The 18,151-nt window shown below is 64.1% G+C and carries 9 protein-coding genes, 1 tRNA gene and 2 pseudogenes; 1 reads left to right on the top strand and 11 read right to left on the bottom strand.

Annotated features, from left to right (window positions below):
* Positions 1-105: 105 nt before the first annotated feature.
* The 7 genes and pseudogenes from WS46_RS02485 to WS46_RS02455 form a co-directional block, all read right to left on the bottom strand.
* Positions 106-2,883, bottom strand: a complete 2,778-nt coding sequence (locus tag WS46_RS02485; RefSeq protein WP_059689170.1) for a type VI secretion system Vgr family protein — start codon at positions 2,881-2,883, stop codon at positions 106-108.
* 105 nt (positions 2,884-2,988) lie between these two features.
* Positions 2,989-3,972, bottom strand: coding sequence for a hypothetical protein (locus WS46_RS02480; RefSeq protein WP_059689169.1), 984 nt, complete (start codon positions 3,970-3,972; stop codon positions 2,989-2,991).
* Positions 3,973-4,128: 156 nt separating this feature from the next.
* Entirely contained in the window at positions 4,129-5,349 is a 1,221-nt protein-coding gene (locus tag WS46_RS02475) for a hypothetical protein (protein ID WP_059689168.1), read from the bottom strand.
* A gap of 43 nt (positions 5,350-5,392) precedes the next feature.
* A pseudogene (locus WS46_RS02470) lies at positions 5,393-8,041 on the bottom strand (type VI secretion system Vgr family protein); the annotation flags it as partial.
* Between the two features lie 93 nt (positions 8,042-8,134).
* Positions 8,135-8,935 carry a hypothetical protein gene (locus WS46_RS02465; protein WP_257129909.1) on the bottom strand — a complete coding sequence of 267 codons (801 nt, stop codon included), beginning with the start codon at positions 8,933-8,935 and terminating at the stop codon, positions 8,135-8,137.
* The gene (locus WS46_RS02460) at positions 8,920-10,170 is read right to left on the bottom strand and encodes a hypothetical protein (RefSeq protein ID WP_059689165.1); all 1,251 of its coding nucleotides are present in this window, start codon (positions 10,168-10,170) and stop codon (positions 8,920-8,922) included. The genes WS46_RS02465 and WS46_RS02460 overlap by 16 nt, the downstream gene beginning before the upstream one ends.
* Positions 10,160-13,102 carry a type VI secretion system Vgr family protein gene (locus tag WS46_RS02455; protein ID WP_059689164.1) on the bottom strand — a complete coding sequence of 981 codons (2,943 nt, stop codon included), beginning with the start codon at positions 13,100-13,102 and terminating at the stop codon, positions 10,160-10,162. The genes WS46_RS02460 and WS46_RS02455 overlap by 11 nt, the downstream gene beginning before the upstream one ends.
* 335 nt (positions 13,103-13,437) lie before the next feature.
* On the opposite strand from WS46_RS02455, the gene WS46_RS02450 reads away from it, so the two are divergent.
* The gene (locus tag WS46_RS02450; protein WP_059689163.1) at positions 13,438-14,805 is read left to right on the top strand and encodes a hypothetical protein; all 1,368 of its coding nucleotides are present in this window, start codon (positions 13,438-13,440) and stop codon (positions 14,803-14,805) included.
* 66 nt (positions 14,806-14,871) lie between these two features.
* Here WS46_RS02450 and WS46_RS02445 read toward each other — a convergent pair.
* From WS46_RS02445 to WS46_RS02430, 4 genes and pseudogenes are all read right to left on the bottom strand, one after another.
* A tRNA-Ser gene (locus WS46_RS02445) sits at positions 14,872-14,962 on the bottom strand.
* A gap of 158 nt (positions 14,963-15,120) precedes the next feature.
* Positions 15,121-17,136 carry a sodium:solute symporter family protein gene (locus WS46_RS02440; RefSeq protein ID WP_059689162.1) on the bottom strand — a complete coding sequence of 672 codons (2,016 nt, stop codon included), beginning with the start codon at positions 17,134-17,136 and terminating at the stop codon, positions 15,121-15,123.
* A gap of 3 nt (positions 17,137-17,139) precedes the next feature.
* Positions 17,140-17,484 (bottom strand): DUF4212 domain-containing protein, encoded by a 345-nt coding sequence (locus WS46_RS02435; RefSeq protein ID WP_059535728.1) that lies wholly within the window; start codon positions 17,482-17,484, stop codon positions 17,140-17,142.
* 85 nt (positions 17,485-17,569) lie between these two features.
* Positions 17,570-18,151, bottom strand: a pseudogene (locus WS46_RS02430) (AMP-binding protein); the annotation flags it as partial.

Below are 18,151 nucleotides of genomic sequence, written 5' to 3'. Positions count from 1 at the left end.
CGAGCGCCGCGCATTGCTCGTGCAACTGCTCGACCGATGGTCGCGGTTGCGCTTGCTCCGATCCGGCTGGTTCGTGCACCGCGTGGTATTCGCTATCGATCCGCATCACAAATCCGCACAGGCCGCGCTCGACGCGATCATATCGCCCATCGTCTGCGGACAATCCTTCGCGCGGCTTCCGGCCAGCGGCGCATCTCCCGACGCGCTCTGCGGACCGGTCATGACATGGCTGCTCGCCTTGAATTCGGCTTTCCCTGGTCCGCCGACCACGATATTGCCGCCCTCCATCTTGAGAAACGCATCGGCTGCCGTCAGCAGCAGGCGTTGTTTCGCCTGCACCATCGCGTCGGCGTCGACGCTGGCAAGCGTGACCGCGCGCTGTGCGGCGGCGGCCAACGTCCCGCCGTTCTGCGCCCGCAGACTCGCCGAGCCCGACGCCGCATGCAGCGCAATGCCCGAGTTCTCGACCGACCGACCGCTCGCCGCATGGCCCTGGGTATAAATCGACATGCCATGATTCGCGATCACGCTGGTCTTGCCTTCGGCCGTCACCTGCACGTCCTGACCCGCACTCAGCACCGTCTCCTTGCCGGACACCCAGATATGGCTGCGCGCGGAAACGGCCGCGATACCGTCGGCACCGTGCACGACGAGGTGCGGGTGACTCCACGCGACGGCACTCCCGCCGCCGCCTCCGATGCCATCGGTCGCCGCGCCGCCGCTGCGGGTCGCCTCGAGCGCGTCGCGGCTCTGCTTCAGCCCGGCGACAGCCTCCAACCGGTCCGGCTCCCGTCCCGACGCACCGACGCCGGCCCCCTGGCTTTGTGCCGCTTCGGCGAGATCCCGCACGCGCTGCATTCCTTCGGCAAGGTCCACGCCCGGCGCGCGTGCATCCATCTGATTCGTGCCGGTCGCCGTCGTGATCAGCAGACCCGCGCCGCCACGCAGCGCACCCGAGGCGTCGGTAGCAAGCTCGATTCCATAACCGCGATCGGCGAGACGCCGGTTGTCCTGCTGGTGCTTGATGTGGCCGAGCGTCAGCCCGCTGTTCCGGTCGGTCGTGTACAACTGCGCACGCGACTGGCCCGCCGAGTCATCGAGCAGGAACTGTCGATAGCCGCCAGTGCCAGTCTGGCTCTGTCCGAGGTCCTGCGTCTTGAAACCCGTCAGTACCGCAGGATGATCGTTGCCTGCGAACCATGCCGCGGCATTGCTCGTGCTTCGGCTCGGGCCGCCGACCAATGCGTTGTGCTGCGCGTCGACTTTGCCCTGTCCGTTATAGAGCGCGGCAACTGCAACGGGGCGATCGGGCTGCCCTTCCAGAAGCTCCGTCCATACTTCCTGGCCAACGCGCGGAATCGTCACGCCGCCCCAGTTCGCTCCGGCCACCGGCGTCAACATACGGGTCCACGTGCCGGCGTTCCGATTCGCCGGCGCATTCGCTGCGTGCGGATGCGGCTCGCGACTCGCGGCATTCTCACCACGCTGCGCGTGGTGCTGGATGCGGATGCGGTGGTCCCGCTCCGTATGAACCGGGTCGCCGCTGCCGACCACGATCGCACTTTGTGCGCCGTGTGCGATCGCGACCGCATGCAAGCTGCTGCCATGACCATGTCCCAGTAGTGGCCGGTAGGTCCGATCGGCCGGAATGGCCAAAAAGCGGTTTCGGTACACCCCGTCATCCTCCACCGCCAAATCCTCTTCAGATCCATCCCCGTCCCACGCCAAATCGAGGCCAAGGCCGCCATTCCCCGTGTCGGACATCGCGGGAACGGAGCCCAGATGCTGTTCGATCGCGCTGCGGATGTCGGCGGCCACATTGGCCCGAGCATGATGCTGCACGCGCAGACATATGAACGCGTCGGAAGCGTTCACGGTCGGATGGTCTCCGACCGTGAACCGGAGTCCCGGCCGCAAATCCCGCCGTGTCCCCGTACCCGTGCCCGTCGCCGCATCGACTCGCTGCGCGTCGAGGTGCTGCTGACTGCGCTGCTCGCCAACTGCGGCAGTCTGGTACGCGTAGGGGCCGGCAACATCGCGATCCTCACCAGGCACCACGGCTCCGCTCGCATATGCCGCCACAGGACGTGCCGACAGACGCCGGTAATCCCAGCTTGCACGCGAAACGCGGCCGATACGCCAGCGCCGTGCCGGCGCAAAATGGCGAATGCCGCCGGCTGGGTCGCTCTCGCCCGTCTGATGAAACGGCACATGCTCCGGTTCGCGTGGCAGGAAGCATTCGTTGGAGTCCGCCAGTACGAGCGTATGGCCGCCGAGCGTCTTTGCCTGCGCATCGCCGGCGTGTTCGAACCAGTAGTAAAGCCCTTCTTCGGCCCATAGCCGCGACAGGAACTCGAAATCGGACTCGCCGGCCTGCACGGTCAAGCTGCGCCGCAGGTAGCGCTCGCTATCGGCCAACGCCCATCGCCACGCCGGCACGACCGCGCCGCGCGTGTAATAGCCGAAAATCTGCTCGCTGATGTCGATGACGCTGGCATCGTTGAAGTTGTAGCTGTCGACGCGCTGCCGCAGCATCGCGAGCCAGGGCTCGAGCACGAGACGAATGCGCGCCAGGCCGGCGTTGTAGCCCACCAGTTCGGCCGCGGCGACGTGTGCATGGAACGGGCGCCGCTGGCCGCCACCGTCCGTGGTCGGCCATTCGACGAGCACCGGGCCGCCGACCAGCCGGGCGATCGGCAATGCAGGGTTGTCGGTGAGTGCCGTGATCTGGAAGCGGAAACCGCCGCCGTCGATTGCCTCCCAACCGTCCAGACACTCGGCCGCCAGCGCATCCTTGCCGAGCGGCGTCGTCAGTTGCAGGAACCGTTCACGCTGTGTCCAGCCGCCAAGCAGCGCCTGCAGGATGTCCTTGCTCGTTGCCATCGTTTCTACACCTTGAGGTTGGCCGTCGCGTCAAAAGCGTTGTCGACGCGCAGTCCGTAAGCCGCAGCCACACGGCAGGCCGCGACGCCGTAGTCCAAGTGTCCGTTACTGGTCATCCAGTCCCATCTTCATGAAAATCTGCGACCACGGCGCCTTGTCTTGCATCGCGACGTGCAGTGCCGACGTACGCTGCCGCAGCAGGCGTACGGTATTCCGCGCCCCGCTCACCGCCTCGCGATCACGACGATCGAACACCGACACGGCGAACGCACCGTAGGCAACGGCCAACAGCCGGTTCGCGTCCGTCGTCTCGTCGATCGTCGACTTCAATACTTCGAGGAGCCGCACACGGTCCTTCTCTTGCGACGCCGCCAGGGTCAGATATGCAATGATCGACAGCTTATTGACATCGGTCGTCTTCAGCGCCGTTTCAGCGTGCTTGGCGACGAAGTCCGGGTCGGACACGCGCAGCAGCGCCCGATATGCCAGAATCGACGACACATCGTTGCCGGACGCCAGCAGCCGGTCGACCGTATCGAGCGCCGCCCGGCCGCCGCCGATCTTCGCGAGTTCCATTTCGAGTTGCGGCGCCGACTTGATTGCATCCGCAACGTCCTGCTGCCATGCGGGAAAGATCATCCGCGTGGCGACGAATCGCGCGTCATCCGGCGCCGACGCGTCCCATTGGAAAACGACCGTGCCGCCGGAAATGAATGGCGAGTAAAAATCGTCCGGCGACAGACTGCGCATGCGTACGCGTTGCGGCTGAATCCACGCGTAGTCGCGCCCGGCGGGCACCGACGCGTCCGCCTTGGCAACGGCCCGCCACACGCCTTTCATCTGAACCACCGCCCCCGCCTCTTCGGGCTGTACGAAGGTTTTGTCGCCGACCTGAACCATCACGCCAGGCGATACGAGACCGCCGCTGCCTTTCTTCGGACTCAACTCCGCCACGGCCCAGCTTGGCGCCTGGTTCACCGTGTAGTAATCGGACAGATTCAGCGTCGCCGTATCGTGCACCGTACGCGCCTGCGCGATCAGCGCGAAGTCCGCCTTGAAGTCGAAGGGGTTTGCATCAACTGGCATCATTGCGCCCTCCAGGCAGATCTGGATGAAACATCAGTCATTTCCGACCCCGGAGACAACCACAACCGATCATTGACCACCATCTTCCTTACCTCGATATCGTGTCAATCCGTACGACGTGCCGGCACGTATATGACGCCGTGCCAGACCGCTGCCATGCTATTTCCGAAACGTCACCGTCTCGGTGCCGAAGGGTTCCACGTGTCGATTGGCGGGCGCACCGACAATCTCGTTGGCGATCGGCCACAACACCGGCAGGATGCTGACCGGCGAGTCGCTTGCCTCCGCCGTCGCTCGCTGTCCGGCGCCCTTGTCGGTATCGATTTCCACGGTCCAGGCCCTCTGTCGGAGCGTGCAAAACTCATTCGTCGACGTATTGAAGACAACGACCCAACAGAGGAATTTTCCGTGGATCAGCGTCCTGCGCCATTGCGAATATGTGATCCTCCCGACGACCGCGCCGGAAGCCGTTTTTGCAGCAATATCAAGGATCTCGTTAAGATCGACTGCAGGAGCGTCGGAGCTCGTCGTTGGCGCACCGCCTTTGCAACCGATTGGCGGTTTGAGTGAGTCGGGGTTTGCCGTCGGGTCCTTCGGCTGGTCATACAGCGGTGCGCTGGCCGGCGAAGTGTCGTTGGCGACGACCGGCAACATGTTGGAAACACGCGACTGGGCAGACGCAATTACGGTAGTGCCAGGCGCAATCCACGGATCCCACGAAATCTCCGGCGAGCCCCATATCGTCTCGACGCCGGGTCCGACCGTACGATCGTTCTGCATGACCCCGATCTTGAGAACCGAAATTTGCGGTGCAGCACAATTCACGCCCTCCGGTCGAATCCGGGCCTGGGCCGAGTGCTTGATCGCATATCCGTCGGGCACCGTTATCGTCTTCCCGTCAAGCCCATAGGGCCCGCCGACCGTCAGGTCGATCTTCGCCTCGTCAAACCAGAACACCGTCAGCTTCTTCTTCGCCAGCACCTTTCCGTCTTCAGTCGCCTCGTGCGCCTCGATGACTGCGTCGTTCAGTGCCTTGCTGCCCTGTTCGCCGGAAATCTCGAAGTCAGCCCAGGAGCCGTCGCCGGGCACCTCGAGTGATTTCGTCTTGTCAGTCTCGTCCGCGAAACGTAGGCGCCCGTCCGGATTCGTCAGCACGACCTGCACGTTCCCCGAGCCAGCCTTGCGCGTGCGGATCCGGCACCGCACACGATGGCGACAGCCCGGCGAGTCGCACTTCACCTGTACGTAGTCGTCGTCGACGCCCGGCGTGTTGTTGATCTGGATCTCGAGCAGATCGCTTTCGACCAGCAATTCCTTGCGTTTTTTGTTATCGACGGGCGTCGTCGGTGAACGCCCCGCCGTCTTGAAGTCGTCCGCCACGCTGTCAGCCCTCGACGTCGATCTTGAGAATTTCGGAAGCCAGGGTCTTCACCACATGCGTGTGTCCCAGTTCATCCGTCACGCCATGCTGAACATCGCCGTTCGCCAACGTGATCCGGTACGGCCGAAACGCGGCCGGCTTGCCACTGTCGCGATCCTTCAGGATGAAACCTTCGTCGAACGCACGTTCGCGGGAATCCGGCAATGGCGAAAGGTTCGGCGGCGCACTTTGCGGGCCGACGAATACGTGCGATCCGGACTTCACCTGAAACTGCCCCGGTGTTTCGACCGTGATATCCGCGCCGCTGAGCGTGATCCTGTTCGGGCCTTGCTGCAGCACGATGGTGTCCTTCGCCAGTACGTCGACGCGGTCCTCGGCCGATGAAACCTGGACCGACTGGTCGGCCACTATCTCCATCGTGGACGTATGTGCCTCCATTGTCACCGGGCCGTGGTTCGCAATGATCTTCACGCCCCCCGTCGCCGCGTAGAAACTCGCAGCGTCGCCGGAAATGCCCGCCACCGTTGCATCGGCGGCGACGTGCGCATCGCCTTGCGCGGTCAGGTGTACGTGTTCCGCCGCATAGGCCACCGCACTATTCGGCGTGGACAGGACGAGATTCGCCGGCGAATCGAATACGACGGCGGCGGTGGCGAACCGCTCGACCGGATCGCCGCCGCTGCGCTGCTTGCCCACGGGCTTGGTCGCGGCCTGACCATTTACTGCCCCCGTGTATTTGCCGTCCTGGGCCGGATCGATCGCCTTGAGGAAATCCGCCTGCGCCGGGTTGCCACCGAGGCCTTCCGCCTTTGCCTCGGTCGCTGCGGCGTCGAGCCCCTTTGCCGTCTCGACGGCCCGCGCAAGCTGGCCGACGCCTTCCGCCAGATCCATTTGCGTGGAGCTGGCGTTGGATCGGGCCGTACTGGACACCAGCATCCCTTCGCCGGCACGCGCGACCGCCCAGCCTTGCGTGGACAGCTCGAAGCCTTCTCCCCGATACGCACCACGTGTCGATGCCTGCTGGTCGATCAGATAGCCCTGCGCGAGGCGGCTATCGGCCACCGAATTACCGAGTTCGTGGCGCAACTGGCCGCTCGCATCGTCCATCACCCAGCGGCTGCCCGGCTGTCCGTCCAGCGTCTGAGTCTGAAGACCGGTCAGCGTGCCGGGATGATTGGCACCACTGCCATCGCCGGCCGCAAAAGGCGGCTTCACGCGCCCGCCGTAGACCTGTCCGAGCACGACGGGCTGGTCGATGTTGCCCGAATCGAAACCCACGACGACTTCCGCGCCAACACGCGGCGTAAAGACATGCCCGAAATTCGGACCGGCCGCCTGCTCGGCAATTCGCGCCAGCACCCCAGACCGGTGATCCCCGGGCGCATGCCCGGCCGGATTCGACCGGCTCGCGGTATCGGTCAGCCCGCCTGGCAGCGGTGTCGTACCGCGCATCCAGGGAAACTGGATACGCACCTGATGATCGCGTGTGCTACTGACGCTTGCGCTCGGCTCACCCACCACGATCGCGGTCTGCACGCCGTGCACGAGCGGACGCTCGACGAGCGGCGGAATGATCGGCACGCCATCAGGCACGGCGACGAAGCGATTGCGATAGTGCCCGGCCGTCAGTTCCCCGCGCTTCAGCAGTTCGCCGATCTCGGCCCCGAGGTTGTTGACCGCCTCATGTTCGATCGACAGCGGCACGAACGTGTGCGAGCGGTTCAGATAGCCGGTCAGCGTGTGGGTCTTGCCGACTTCCAGCATGCGCGCCGTACCTGCGCCGTAGTGAATCGTCTTGGGCAGGCGCAGCGCGTCGAGCCGCTGTTCGGCATAGCGCTGCGCTTGCGCCGACGTATCGAAACGGCCGGCCCGCTGGCCGTCGAACACTTCGCGCACCGGAAGAACCGGGGCATCCGCATCCGCTGCAGCCGCGGCGTGACCCGCCAGCGCCTGCACTTCGCTTGCCTTCCAGCTCGTCGCGACGACCTTGTCGGGCACCCACTGGTGGCGTTCCGTGAATTGCGTGATGACGCCGTCGGGATCGCCGACGTCCTGAATTTGATAGCCGATCGACGTGCCGTTCTTCCGTTCGGCGCGGTGGTCCGCGATCACGACCGTATGATTGCCGGACGGCTTCGATCCACTGGCTTCCTGAGCATGCTCGATGTGAAACGAAAGGCCGGCTTCCGACAGCAGCCGCAGGACGAACGCAAAGTCCGTCTCGCGATACTGTCCACGCAGCGCGTAGGTACGCTGCGCATCGCTGACGTCGTATCGCCAGTGCGCTTCAGGATAGTCGCCGAACACGCGATCGCAAATGCCCATCGGGTCGAGATCAGTGAAATACAGGCAATTGCGACGCAGATGCAGCAATGCGAGCCACGACTCCAAGGTCAGCCGGTAACGCGTGATCTCGCCGTCTGTATCGGCATAGGCCGCGTGGGTGACGTAGCCGTTCCAACTGCGTTCGCCCGCCCCCGTCGCGAGGCGCAGGCGCGCGGCACTGCCGATCAGCGGACCGAGATCGAGAAACGGTTCGCTCGATAGCACATCGATTTCGAAGCGAAACGATTCGTTCACTGCCTCGCGGCCGTGGAAGCGTTCGACCGCGAACGCTCCGGCCATGACCGTATCGATCTGGATGTGGCGAGTGGCTTGTGAATAGCCCTTCAATGCCGCAACGACGTCCATTTCAATCCCCTGCCCTCATGCGGATTCCGCTTGTTCGAATCGTTCGCTCGCCGTGGTTGCCGACCGAGCGTCAATGCATTGACCGGCGCCGATCTACTCGATGCCAAGTGCCTTTTTCTTCGCGTTGCGTTCGTTGGCCTCGTCCACCAACTGCTGAACGGACCGATACGCGGGATTCCGGATGCCCAGCTTCTCCTGCTTCCCCTTCCCGCGTAAAAACATCCACTCCGGCCACGTACGGACATGATTGACCGAGCCGACGACGAACTCCCCACACGGTGGAATGTTCAGTTCCCGTGCCGTCTTTTCGCCGGCCTGATAAGCCGGGTAGTCGGGGCTGAACACACGGTCCTGGCACGTGTCGTGCCACAAAACCATCTTCTCGCTCTTCTCAGCTTCCGAAAAATCGTCGAATACGAACCCGCCCGCGTTCGAAAGCGGGATCTTGCGCAGATTGCCCTGTGCATCACGTATCCCCACCAGCCAGTGCGCGTTGTCGTCCTTGTCGTACTCCTGCCACGGATTGATCGCCTCCCGCAACGGGTGCCGGCGCCCGTCCCGGTCCACCAGCAGGAACACGATGCTGCTGTACGGATAGCCGCCGCCCCGCTCGAAAGTCGGATGCCCCTTCACCTTGACAATGCCGTTCGCGGGCACGCTGACTTCATAACCATCACTGGCATGAACCAGGTCGATACCGTCCTTCTGGTCGAACAATGCGACGACGGGACCGACGTAATCGGACGGAATCAGAAAAATGAGCGGCATACGGGAACCTCTTCCAAAACCAGGCCACGCGGCGGCAACGGCAACCGCGATACACAAGGCCAGCAATACGTAGCGGGCACGCGAAAAGCGTCCGGGCTTGTTCGACGACACTATTTCCTCTTCCATAACGATGGATCCAGATCCTCGCCGTCTTTCGACCGGCCCTCGTTCGGATCGCGATGCAGGTGATAGTCGTTCCACGCGGACACCGTCAGATGACGCGTGACGGGCGGGCTCTTCACGCTGTCTCGCAGTCGCTGCCATACCTGACCGACGTCTTCATAGGCGGAAATATGCATCGGCACCTCGAAGCCGCCGCTCACGCCGTCGCCGATCTTCGTGATCGGATCCGCGGCCCATGCAACCTGGTCCATCCCGGGCAGGATGATCGGCGGCGGCATGTCGCCCATCGGATACTGGGTGCCATCACTCATCCGCACGGTCGGCGATCCTGCAGGCGCCTTGATGTCCGGCTCCGCCGGGTAGTCGTCCCGACGATCGGGTGTGCCGCCGAGTACCTGGGCGAAAAGCCACATCCGCGAGCCGAAATTGCCTTCGGTCGTCAATTCCACCCGCATCACGTTAGCAAACATGATCCGGCGATTGTCGCCGAACAGATGAGTGGCCGGCGTGCCGATCCGGACATGGGTACCGAGAAACAGCTTGTTCCCCGCAGGGTCCTCGATGAAGGCTTCGCAGTTCGGAAATCCGTCGCCATCGATCAGGATGACGATATCCATCCATTTGCGCACCCGCTCGATCTTGATATTGAGGTGGCCGTGCACGTCAAGCGACGGAACGACCGTGCGCCCTGCTTCGCGCAGCGAGAAACGGGAACCCCTGAACGCGAAATTCTTCCCGTCGTACACGAAATTCATGTCGGCGACCTGCTCCCCGGCGTGCTCCTGGGAAAACGCATTCGCCGTTGCTTTTCCTTCCGGCCGATAAAGCGGGTCGACGTAAGGCTCCGGACCATCCGAAAACACGGTCGGACCGGACGACGTGTTCGACGCCGTGAACACCGAGTCCGTCAGTCGCTGCTTGAAGGCGGCGAGCGAACCCTGCGCGAAATCCAGGCTGAAGACCTGCCATACCCGAGAAGTCACGCGCCCGGCCCGGCGAGCAGGATAAATCGCATGAAAACTCTCTTCCAGGGAAAAGCCGCGATTGTCGCCGTGAAACCGGAAACCCAGTGGCTCGAACTTTTTGTTGGGATGAAACGAGCGAACGTTGATGTCGTATTTCACCAGCTTCACCAACTCCACCGGCGTGGGACGGCCGTCCTGCATTTCCTTCTGCGTGCTGTTGGTCTGCGTCAGCACCTTGGGGCCGGGTTTCGTGACGACGGGATCACCAGCCATGGTCGATGTCCTCGTTACCCGTGTATTCGACTCGTACCGGCTTCGACGACGAGTGCGTGGAAAACGTGGCCGTCCGTCCATCCGCCGCGCGACTGATGCCCTCCAGTTTTTCGCCGCCGTCTCCCACCATGCGGTACGGCAGGTTCTTCAACGGTTCGCCCGTCGCGGCGTCGTGCAGATGATAGTACTCGTTGTACTGCCCGAGATCGCCCCACTTCCCTTGCTCCCGGGGAAAATCGGTCGCTCCGGCGAACTGATGCTGTGCGGCGTGAATGACCAGCTTGCCGGGACACCCGAACGTGACGTTGCCACCTTCGATCGTAATGTGCGCGCCGCCGCTGACTGCCAGATTCACGGTCGTCTTGCCCGTCAGTTCGACATTCGCGTTGGCCGACACCACCTTCAGGGCGTCTTTCGCCCGTACCGCCAGCGCATCGTGCTGCGCCTGCAGATCGAGGTTGTCTTGACCTGAAACCACGGTAAGGCCGGCGCCGTTCGCGGCACGCGCACCGGCCAGCCAGCCGACGCCCTGTCCGCTGTGAATCCGCAGCGTCTGATTGACCGCGAAGTTCGTGTCGGCACCGCTGCCGAGCGTCAGCGTTTCGCCCGCGACCCATTGCAGTCCCTGTCCGGCCAGCATGCCCTGCCCGCCCTGCGCAGCGACGCCCACCAGGGCATCACCCGTATGCGGAAGCGGTTTGCCGACTGCCCGTTCCTTCGCATCGCCGAGCGCCTGCGAAAAACCGTCCTGACCGACGGTCGTTTTCAGGCTTCGCTCCAGCGACTTGAGCGGCGCGGTCCCGGCGTCGAGCCGCGACCGGGCAGACTGCCGCGTACCGCGTTGCACGGCGAGTGGCACGGTGCCGTGCTCCCCGGCCGCACGGTCGAGGGATTCCGCCAGCACGGCCTGCTGCGAAAAAAGCGCCCGCAACGCCGACGCCTCCCCCGCCGGCTGACCGGAGCGCAGTGCATAGCTCGTCAGCAATGCGCCTCGCGTCGCGCGCAACGCGCCATACGCATCCGTGCGCACTTCAAAGCCTTGTCCACGGAAGCTGCCGAGATAGTTGTCCGCCTGATAACGCAAATGGCCAAGATTGAGTTGCGTTGCCGCATGCGTGGTGCTCATCTGCAAGCGGCCCATGCCATCGCTGTCGTCCGTGACGAGCTGGTTTGCACCCTGGCCGTCGAAACCCTGGCTCTTGAAGCCCGACAGCGCGCCGGCATGCGCATGGCGGTCCGCCCCGCCACCCACGCCATGCCACATTGGACTATTGCCGCCGGCCACGTTACCTTGCCCGCTGGCCGCGAGATCGGTCGCCTGCGCATAAACGGAAGCGTCGGCCGGCTGCGCAACGGCACCGCCCGGCGTGGGCTTATCGCCGCCTTCTCCCTGCCCGTTGAACAGGCCGCCGAGGACGATCGGGCGATGAATCAGCCCATGATGAAACTGCACGAGCACTTCCTGTCCGATGCGGGGAGTCTGCTGCAAGCCATGTCCGTCACTGGCAAGACGCTGCATCGCGCGCGTCGGGTACGTACCCTTGTCGCCTTCGGCCTGCCAGTGAAACCGCAACCGGATACGTCCCTGCCCGTCCGTATGGACCGGAACGTTCGCACCGGGCTCGGCTTCCCCCCGCGCACCGACGACGATTGCGGTCTGCGCCCCGATGGCTGTCGGTGCCGGATTCCACCGCTGGCCGGTCCCGTCGTCAAGCGTAGGGCGCCATACCTGTTCACGCGGAACGGCTTCGAAGCGATTCGCATACCCCCCGGCTTCTGCCTGCTTCAGCGTACGCGCATCGACGTCAGGTAACCGCAGCGGCCCCAGCCGGTGCTCGAGCGCCTCGAGCACGGTTTCGGGCAGATTGTTGACACCGACATGCGCGACGTCGGTCAGCAGGAACGTATCCTGTACCGCGCCTTCATCGCGCAAATGCTGACGCCATGCCGCGCCGGCCACGCGTACGTTCCGACCGCATCGCGCGGTGCGAACGGTGCTGTAGCCTGTCCAGAATCGCGCCTGCGAAAAAATTGCATCCGCCTGCCGCCGCGCGGCATCGTCGGCCTGGCGAAAGCCGTCAAACGCCTCGGGGCCGACGTCGTCATACAGTTCCCGTGCGCCATCGGCGTTACCTAGACTCGCCGAACTCGTGACTGATTGATTTCCGCGGTAATCGCTGCTGAGCAGCGTCACGCGATCGGCCATCAGCGTGAACGATTGCCCCATGCCGAGAATGGCATCATCCGGTTCAACCGTCGCGCCGCTCATGCGCTGCGGCACGCCACCGCGACGCGTCGACGTATCGTCTTCCGGCAATTGCGCGCTGTCGTCGAAAACCATCATCGTGTGGCCGGCGGGCGCGTCATCGTCCTCGACGAAGCAAAAACCCAACCCGGCCTCGGCCAGAACGTGCAGGACAAAATCGAGATTGCTGTGCGTGCGATATTGAACGACGTAATCGCGAGTCCCCACCGCCTGAATTCGCTGGTTTGCGTCGGCGGTATATCGCCAGCGCGCGATATCGCCATATTCCCGGAATATCCGGTCCAGAATATCGGCTACCGATTGATTGACGAATGTACGCTGGTCACGCCCATGCTCGAGCGCGGCAAGCCAAGGTACCAACTGCAGGCGGTAGCGGGCCAAACCCGCGTCGAAACCGATGCATTCAGCCTCCGCGACGAGGCCGCTGCGGGTCGCGATACTGCCGTCGGTCAACGCCGTATGTACCGCGGCACGTTGCCCGAGCATCGTTTCCAGGTCGAGCGCGGGATCGCTTGCCAACGCGTAGACATCCCAGACGAAATTCGCGGACAACCGCTCCCGCCCGGTCCAGCGCTCGACTTGAAGCGACGCGATCGCGCCTGGACCTTCAAGAGAATAAAGGCGATTGGCGCTGAATAATGTCGTGATTGACGTCAATACGTCCATGCGGCCCTCACCACTTTCCCGGAACGTGATTTGTTTGCTTGCGATGTTACAACAATACAAGGATCATGTAGCCAAATCCGGTACAGTTATCTTTTGTTCAGTAATTTTTACCAAATAAATCACACCCGCCTCAATCCCGGCAATTAATTTTAAATGGTCTGCCATTCGCAGAACGATTGGATCCCAGGATGGTGGGTTGCGGACGACCCGGGTCATATGCTCCCGGCAACGTCGCCCGGCGCGATCGTTCAGTTGCTTAGCAGGCCCCGCGGCCAGCGTGCGAATGGATCGCGAACCCGCGGCGGAGGGAAGGGTTCAAAACACGGGGTTCAAGCATGAGTCAGCGCCCTACCGTGCGCTATGCATTCGGCGTCGTTGTTCTATTCCTGTCGGTATGGGCCATCGCACTGCTTTACTGGTGGCTTGCCGGAAGGACGCCCAGTACGCGCGATCTTGTACTGGTCGGCATCGCCCTGCCGTTGCTCGTGATCACCGCATTTGTCGGCCTGCGTACCGGCACCATGCGTGCACCTGTGTCGAGCGCGTCCGAGCCGCCAGCCGCGGCGGCAAACTCGCCCCCCGCCGACGATGGCGAATCGGCCACCACCCTTTTCGTGCTCGACAGCAGCCTGCGCGTCCCGGCCGGACACACGATCGACGACGTCGCGACAGCCGCACGCCGAGGCACACTGGTCGATCTCCATGATCGATTGAAGCGAGCCGATGGAAGCCGCATCTTTGCGCGGGAGGACAGCACGATTTCGCTCGACGAATTTGACGAAAGTCTGCTTCCCCCAGGATCTGCCGGAAAACTGGACGACGAACACTGGCGCGCGCTGATGTTGGCCGGCAGCGCGCTCGACGATTTGTTGTCTCGCCACGCCACGGCCGGCGGCGCAATGCGAAGCGCCGCGGATACCGTGCCGCCCGTCGAACTGCACGTGCTGTTGCCCGCGCGCTGGCGAGAGGTCGCGCCGATACTCGTCTCGTGGCTCGACGGCCGTGCCGCCCGCGCAAGCTGGCATTCAACGGTGGCCGCCGCACGGACGCACATCGTCACGCACCCGGCAGAGGCGCTGGCCGTGCTCGATGAGTTGAACCGGTCGCTCAACCACAACCTGCTTCCGAACCGGCACATCGTACTGACTTGCGATTCATGGTTGAGTGAAAGCGCCGTGAATGTCCTCGATCGTCTGGGCAATCTGTATGGCCGCGACCACGTCGATGGAATCGTCCCTGGCGAAGGCGCGTGTGCACTGCTGGTCGCTCCGCCGGGAAATGGGGAATCGGCTCCCGCACCGGGCATACATCGCATCGCGTTCGCCACGAAACACAACGACCGGCCTATCGAGCGGCTCCTCGACGACGCGCGGAGACTCGCTGACGATGCGAATGTAAAAATGAAAAACTGTGCGCTGGTCAGCGACGTCAGCCAAAGCGCTCGCCAGCGCAATGAAATCGCCAGCGCAATTAGCGCGACATGGCCCGCCGCAGACAGGAGCGGACATGATCTGCATCTCGGGCTGGCCAACGGGCACAGCGGGGCAGTTCTCACGCTAGCGGCGGTCGCCGTGGCCGCCCAGCACTGCCTGAAGGCGTCACAACCGGCCTTCGTCGTAACGCTGGCCGACCCGCTGTCGCAAGCCGCCTTGCTCGTCACGCCGCCGGCAGATGCCATCATCGATTCGGCGCTGACCGCCTAAGCATTCCGTGCGGTAACAAACCCGCCACGGAAACAAAAATGCCCGCTTGCGCGGGCATTTGAATTCTGGCGGAGAGAGGGGGATTCGAACCCCCGATAGGCGATTAACCTATACACGCTTTCCAGGCGTGCGACTTAAACCACTCATCCATCTCTCCGGGAAGAGCGAGAGTATAGCAAACTTCCACGGCGTCCCGCCACTCCCTTGATAAACGCCGCCGCCCTGGGTTACGACCCAAAATAGACGACGTACCGGACGCCCCACTCGCGGGGAATGTCGCACCGACGTAGGTGCCACCACCGCACTCACCGCCACTCACGGATGCCGAATGTAATCCACCAGCGCCCTCGTATATTCATCCGGCTGTCGATCGAGCAAACTCACCGCGATCGCCACCGCGAACCCCGCCGGCACGCCGAACACGCCTGAACTGATCGGCTCGATGCCGAACCACGTCCGCCCGGCGAACCCCGTCAGCTGCGTGAAGTACGGATACGTCGACACGATGTAGTACACGCACACCGCCAACCCCGTCACCATCCCGGCGATCGCCCCGCGCGTCGTCGTGCGCTTCCAGAACACCCCGAGCACCAGCACCGGAAAGAAGCTCGACGCCGCGAGCGAAAACGCCGCCCCGACCAGAAACAGAATCTTCCCCGTATTGAGCGACGCGACATACGACGCGAACAGCGCGACGCCAAGCAGCAAGACCTTCGAGATCGTCACGCGCCGCTGGCTCGACGCATCCGGCGCGACCATGCAGTAATAGACGTCGTGCGACAACGCATTCGCGATCGTCAGCAGCAACCCGTCCGCGGTCGACAGCGCCGCGGCCAGCGCTCCGGCCGCGATCAGCCCCGACACGACATACGGCAGCCCCGCGATCTCCGGCGCGGCCAGCACGACCATGTCCGGCTGCATCTGGATTTCCGACCAGTGCACGATGCCGTCGCGAATCACCTCGACGACGCTGATCAGGTCCGGTTCGAAGTGGTGCCACTGCGTGACCCACGCGGGCAGCTCGGCGATCGGCCGCCCGACGAGGCTGGTGAGAATCTCGTACTTGATCATCACCGCGAGCACCGGCACGCTCAGGTAGAACAGCGCGATGAAGAACAGCGTCCAGCCAACCGAACGCCGGGCCGATGCCACCGACGTCGTCGTGTTGTAGCGCGTGAGGATATGCGGCAGGCTCGCGGTGCCAAGCGACAGGCACAGCAGCAGCGCGAGGAAATTCCGCTCGCGCGGCTTGCGGTCGTCGTCGTTCGCCGCGGGAAACGGCTCGTGCATCGGCACGGGTGGCTCGGCGCGTGCCAGCAGATCGTCGCGCGCCTGGGTCCAGGTCACGCGCGCCGCCGTCGGGTCGCGCGGGAAGTCGGCCAGCTCGCGCTCGCGCTGATTGATCTCGCGCAGCGGCCCGTTATGGCGCCGCAGGTCAGCAAGCTGGTCGACGAGTTGCCGGCGCGCGTCCGCATACGATGCGGGCAAGCGATCGAGCTGCGCCTGCACGACCGCGGCCTGCCGGCGATACGCATCGCGCACCTGCTGCTCCTCGGCCGCGTCGCGCAGTTGCGCCTCGCGCGCCGCCACGCGTTCCATCAGCTTGCCGTAATTGAACTGCGGCACCGGTCCGAGGCCGTTCTTCATCGCGATCAGCGACACGGGAATCAGGATCGCGCTGATCAGGATGATGTACTGCGCGACCTGCGTCCACGTGACCGCGCGCATCCCGCCGAGAAACGAGCACACGAGAATGCCCGCGAGCCCGCAGAAGATCCCGATCGCGAAGTCGACGCCGATGAAGCGCGTCGCGATCAGCCCGATCCCCTGAATCTGCGCAACCAGGTAGACGAACGAGCACAGGATCGCGGCGCCGGCCGCGAGCGCGCGCACGGCGGTGCTCGAAAAGCGCGTGCCGAGGAAATCGGGAATCGTGTAGCGCGCGAGCTTGCGCACGTACGGCGCGAGCAGGAACGCGACGAGGCAGAACCCGCCCGTCCACCCCATCACGTACGCGAGCGCGTCGTAGCCGGTTGCGTAGAGCGAGCCGGCGAGACCGATGAACGACGCCGCCGACAGCCAGTCGGCCGCCGTCGCCATCCCGTTGAACGCGGACGGCACGCGCCGCCCGGCCACGTAGTATTCGACGAGATCCGACGTACGCGACAGCAGCCCGATCACCGCATACACGGCAATCGGCACGAACAGGAACACGTAGCCGATCCACACGCCGGAACCGGTCGCGCGCTCGATCCGCCACAGCAGCAGCACGAACCCGAGAAAGCCGAGCGTGTAAAGCGCGTACGCGCGAATCAGTCGATGCGTCAGCATGGATCAGCGGGCATGGTGCGCATTGCCCGCCTGCGCCGCATGTTCGTCGTACGCGCGCCGCAGCACGCGGTCCGCGCGCTGCATCAGGCCGATGTAGACGACGATCAGCACGAGATACACGAGAATCGCGCCCTGCGCGCCGACATAGAACGGCAGGCTGAAACCGGCGAAGCGGATGCCCGCGAGCGCGGGCGCGAAGAACGGCACGACGAACGACACCGTGAAGCCGATCGCCATCAGCACCACGATCAGCACGACGTTGAAACGCCAATAGCGCGCATGGGCACGCGCGAGCGGCTCGGGAACGGGCGGCGGCGCGGCAGGCGCCGGACGGGACGGAACGGTCATGCCGTTATTTAGCAAAAAGCCCCTGCGCGGGCAATCGGGATTGCCGCGCAGGGGCTCGTGCGCGCAACGTGCGCAACAGGCGCGGTCAGCGCACTTCGGCGAGCTGCTCGAGGATCGCCGGGTTCTCGAGCGTGGACGTGTCCTGCGTGATCGCTTCGCCCTTGGCGAGCGAGCGCAACAGGCGCCGCATGATCTTGCCCGAGCGCGTCTTCGGCAGGTTGTCGCCGAAGCGGATGTCCTTCGGCTTCGCGATCGGCCCGATCTGCTTGCCGACCCAGTCGCGCAGCGTCTTCGCGAGCGCCGCCGCCTCCTCGCCCTCCGGACGCGAACGTTTCAGCACCACGAACGCGACCACCGCCTCGCCCGTCGTGTCGTCCGGGCGACCGACCACCGCCGCTTCCGCAACCAGCTCGTGCGAAACCAGCGCCGACTCGATCTCCATCGTGCCGAGCCGGTGACCCGACACGTTCAGCACGTCGTCGATGCGGCCCATGATCGTGAAGTAGCCGGTGTCCTTGTCACGCACCGTGCCGTCGCCGGCGAGGTAGAGCGTGCCGCCGAGTTCTTCCGGGTAGTAACTCTTCTTGAAACGCTCCGGGTCGCCCCAGATCGTGCGGATCATCGCCGGCCACGGACGCTTGACGACGAGAATGCCGCCTTGCCCGTT

The organism is Burkholderia sp. RF4-BP95, from assembly GCF_001521985.1.
Taxonomy (GTDB): Bacteria; Pseudomonadota; Gammaproteobacteria; order Burkholderiales; family Burkholderiaceae; genus Burkholderia; species Burkholderia diffusa.
This window is presented reverse-complemented; position numbering and strand designations above follow the sequence as displayed.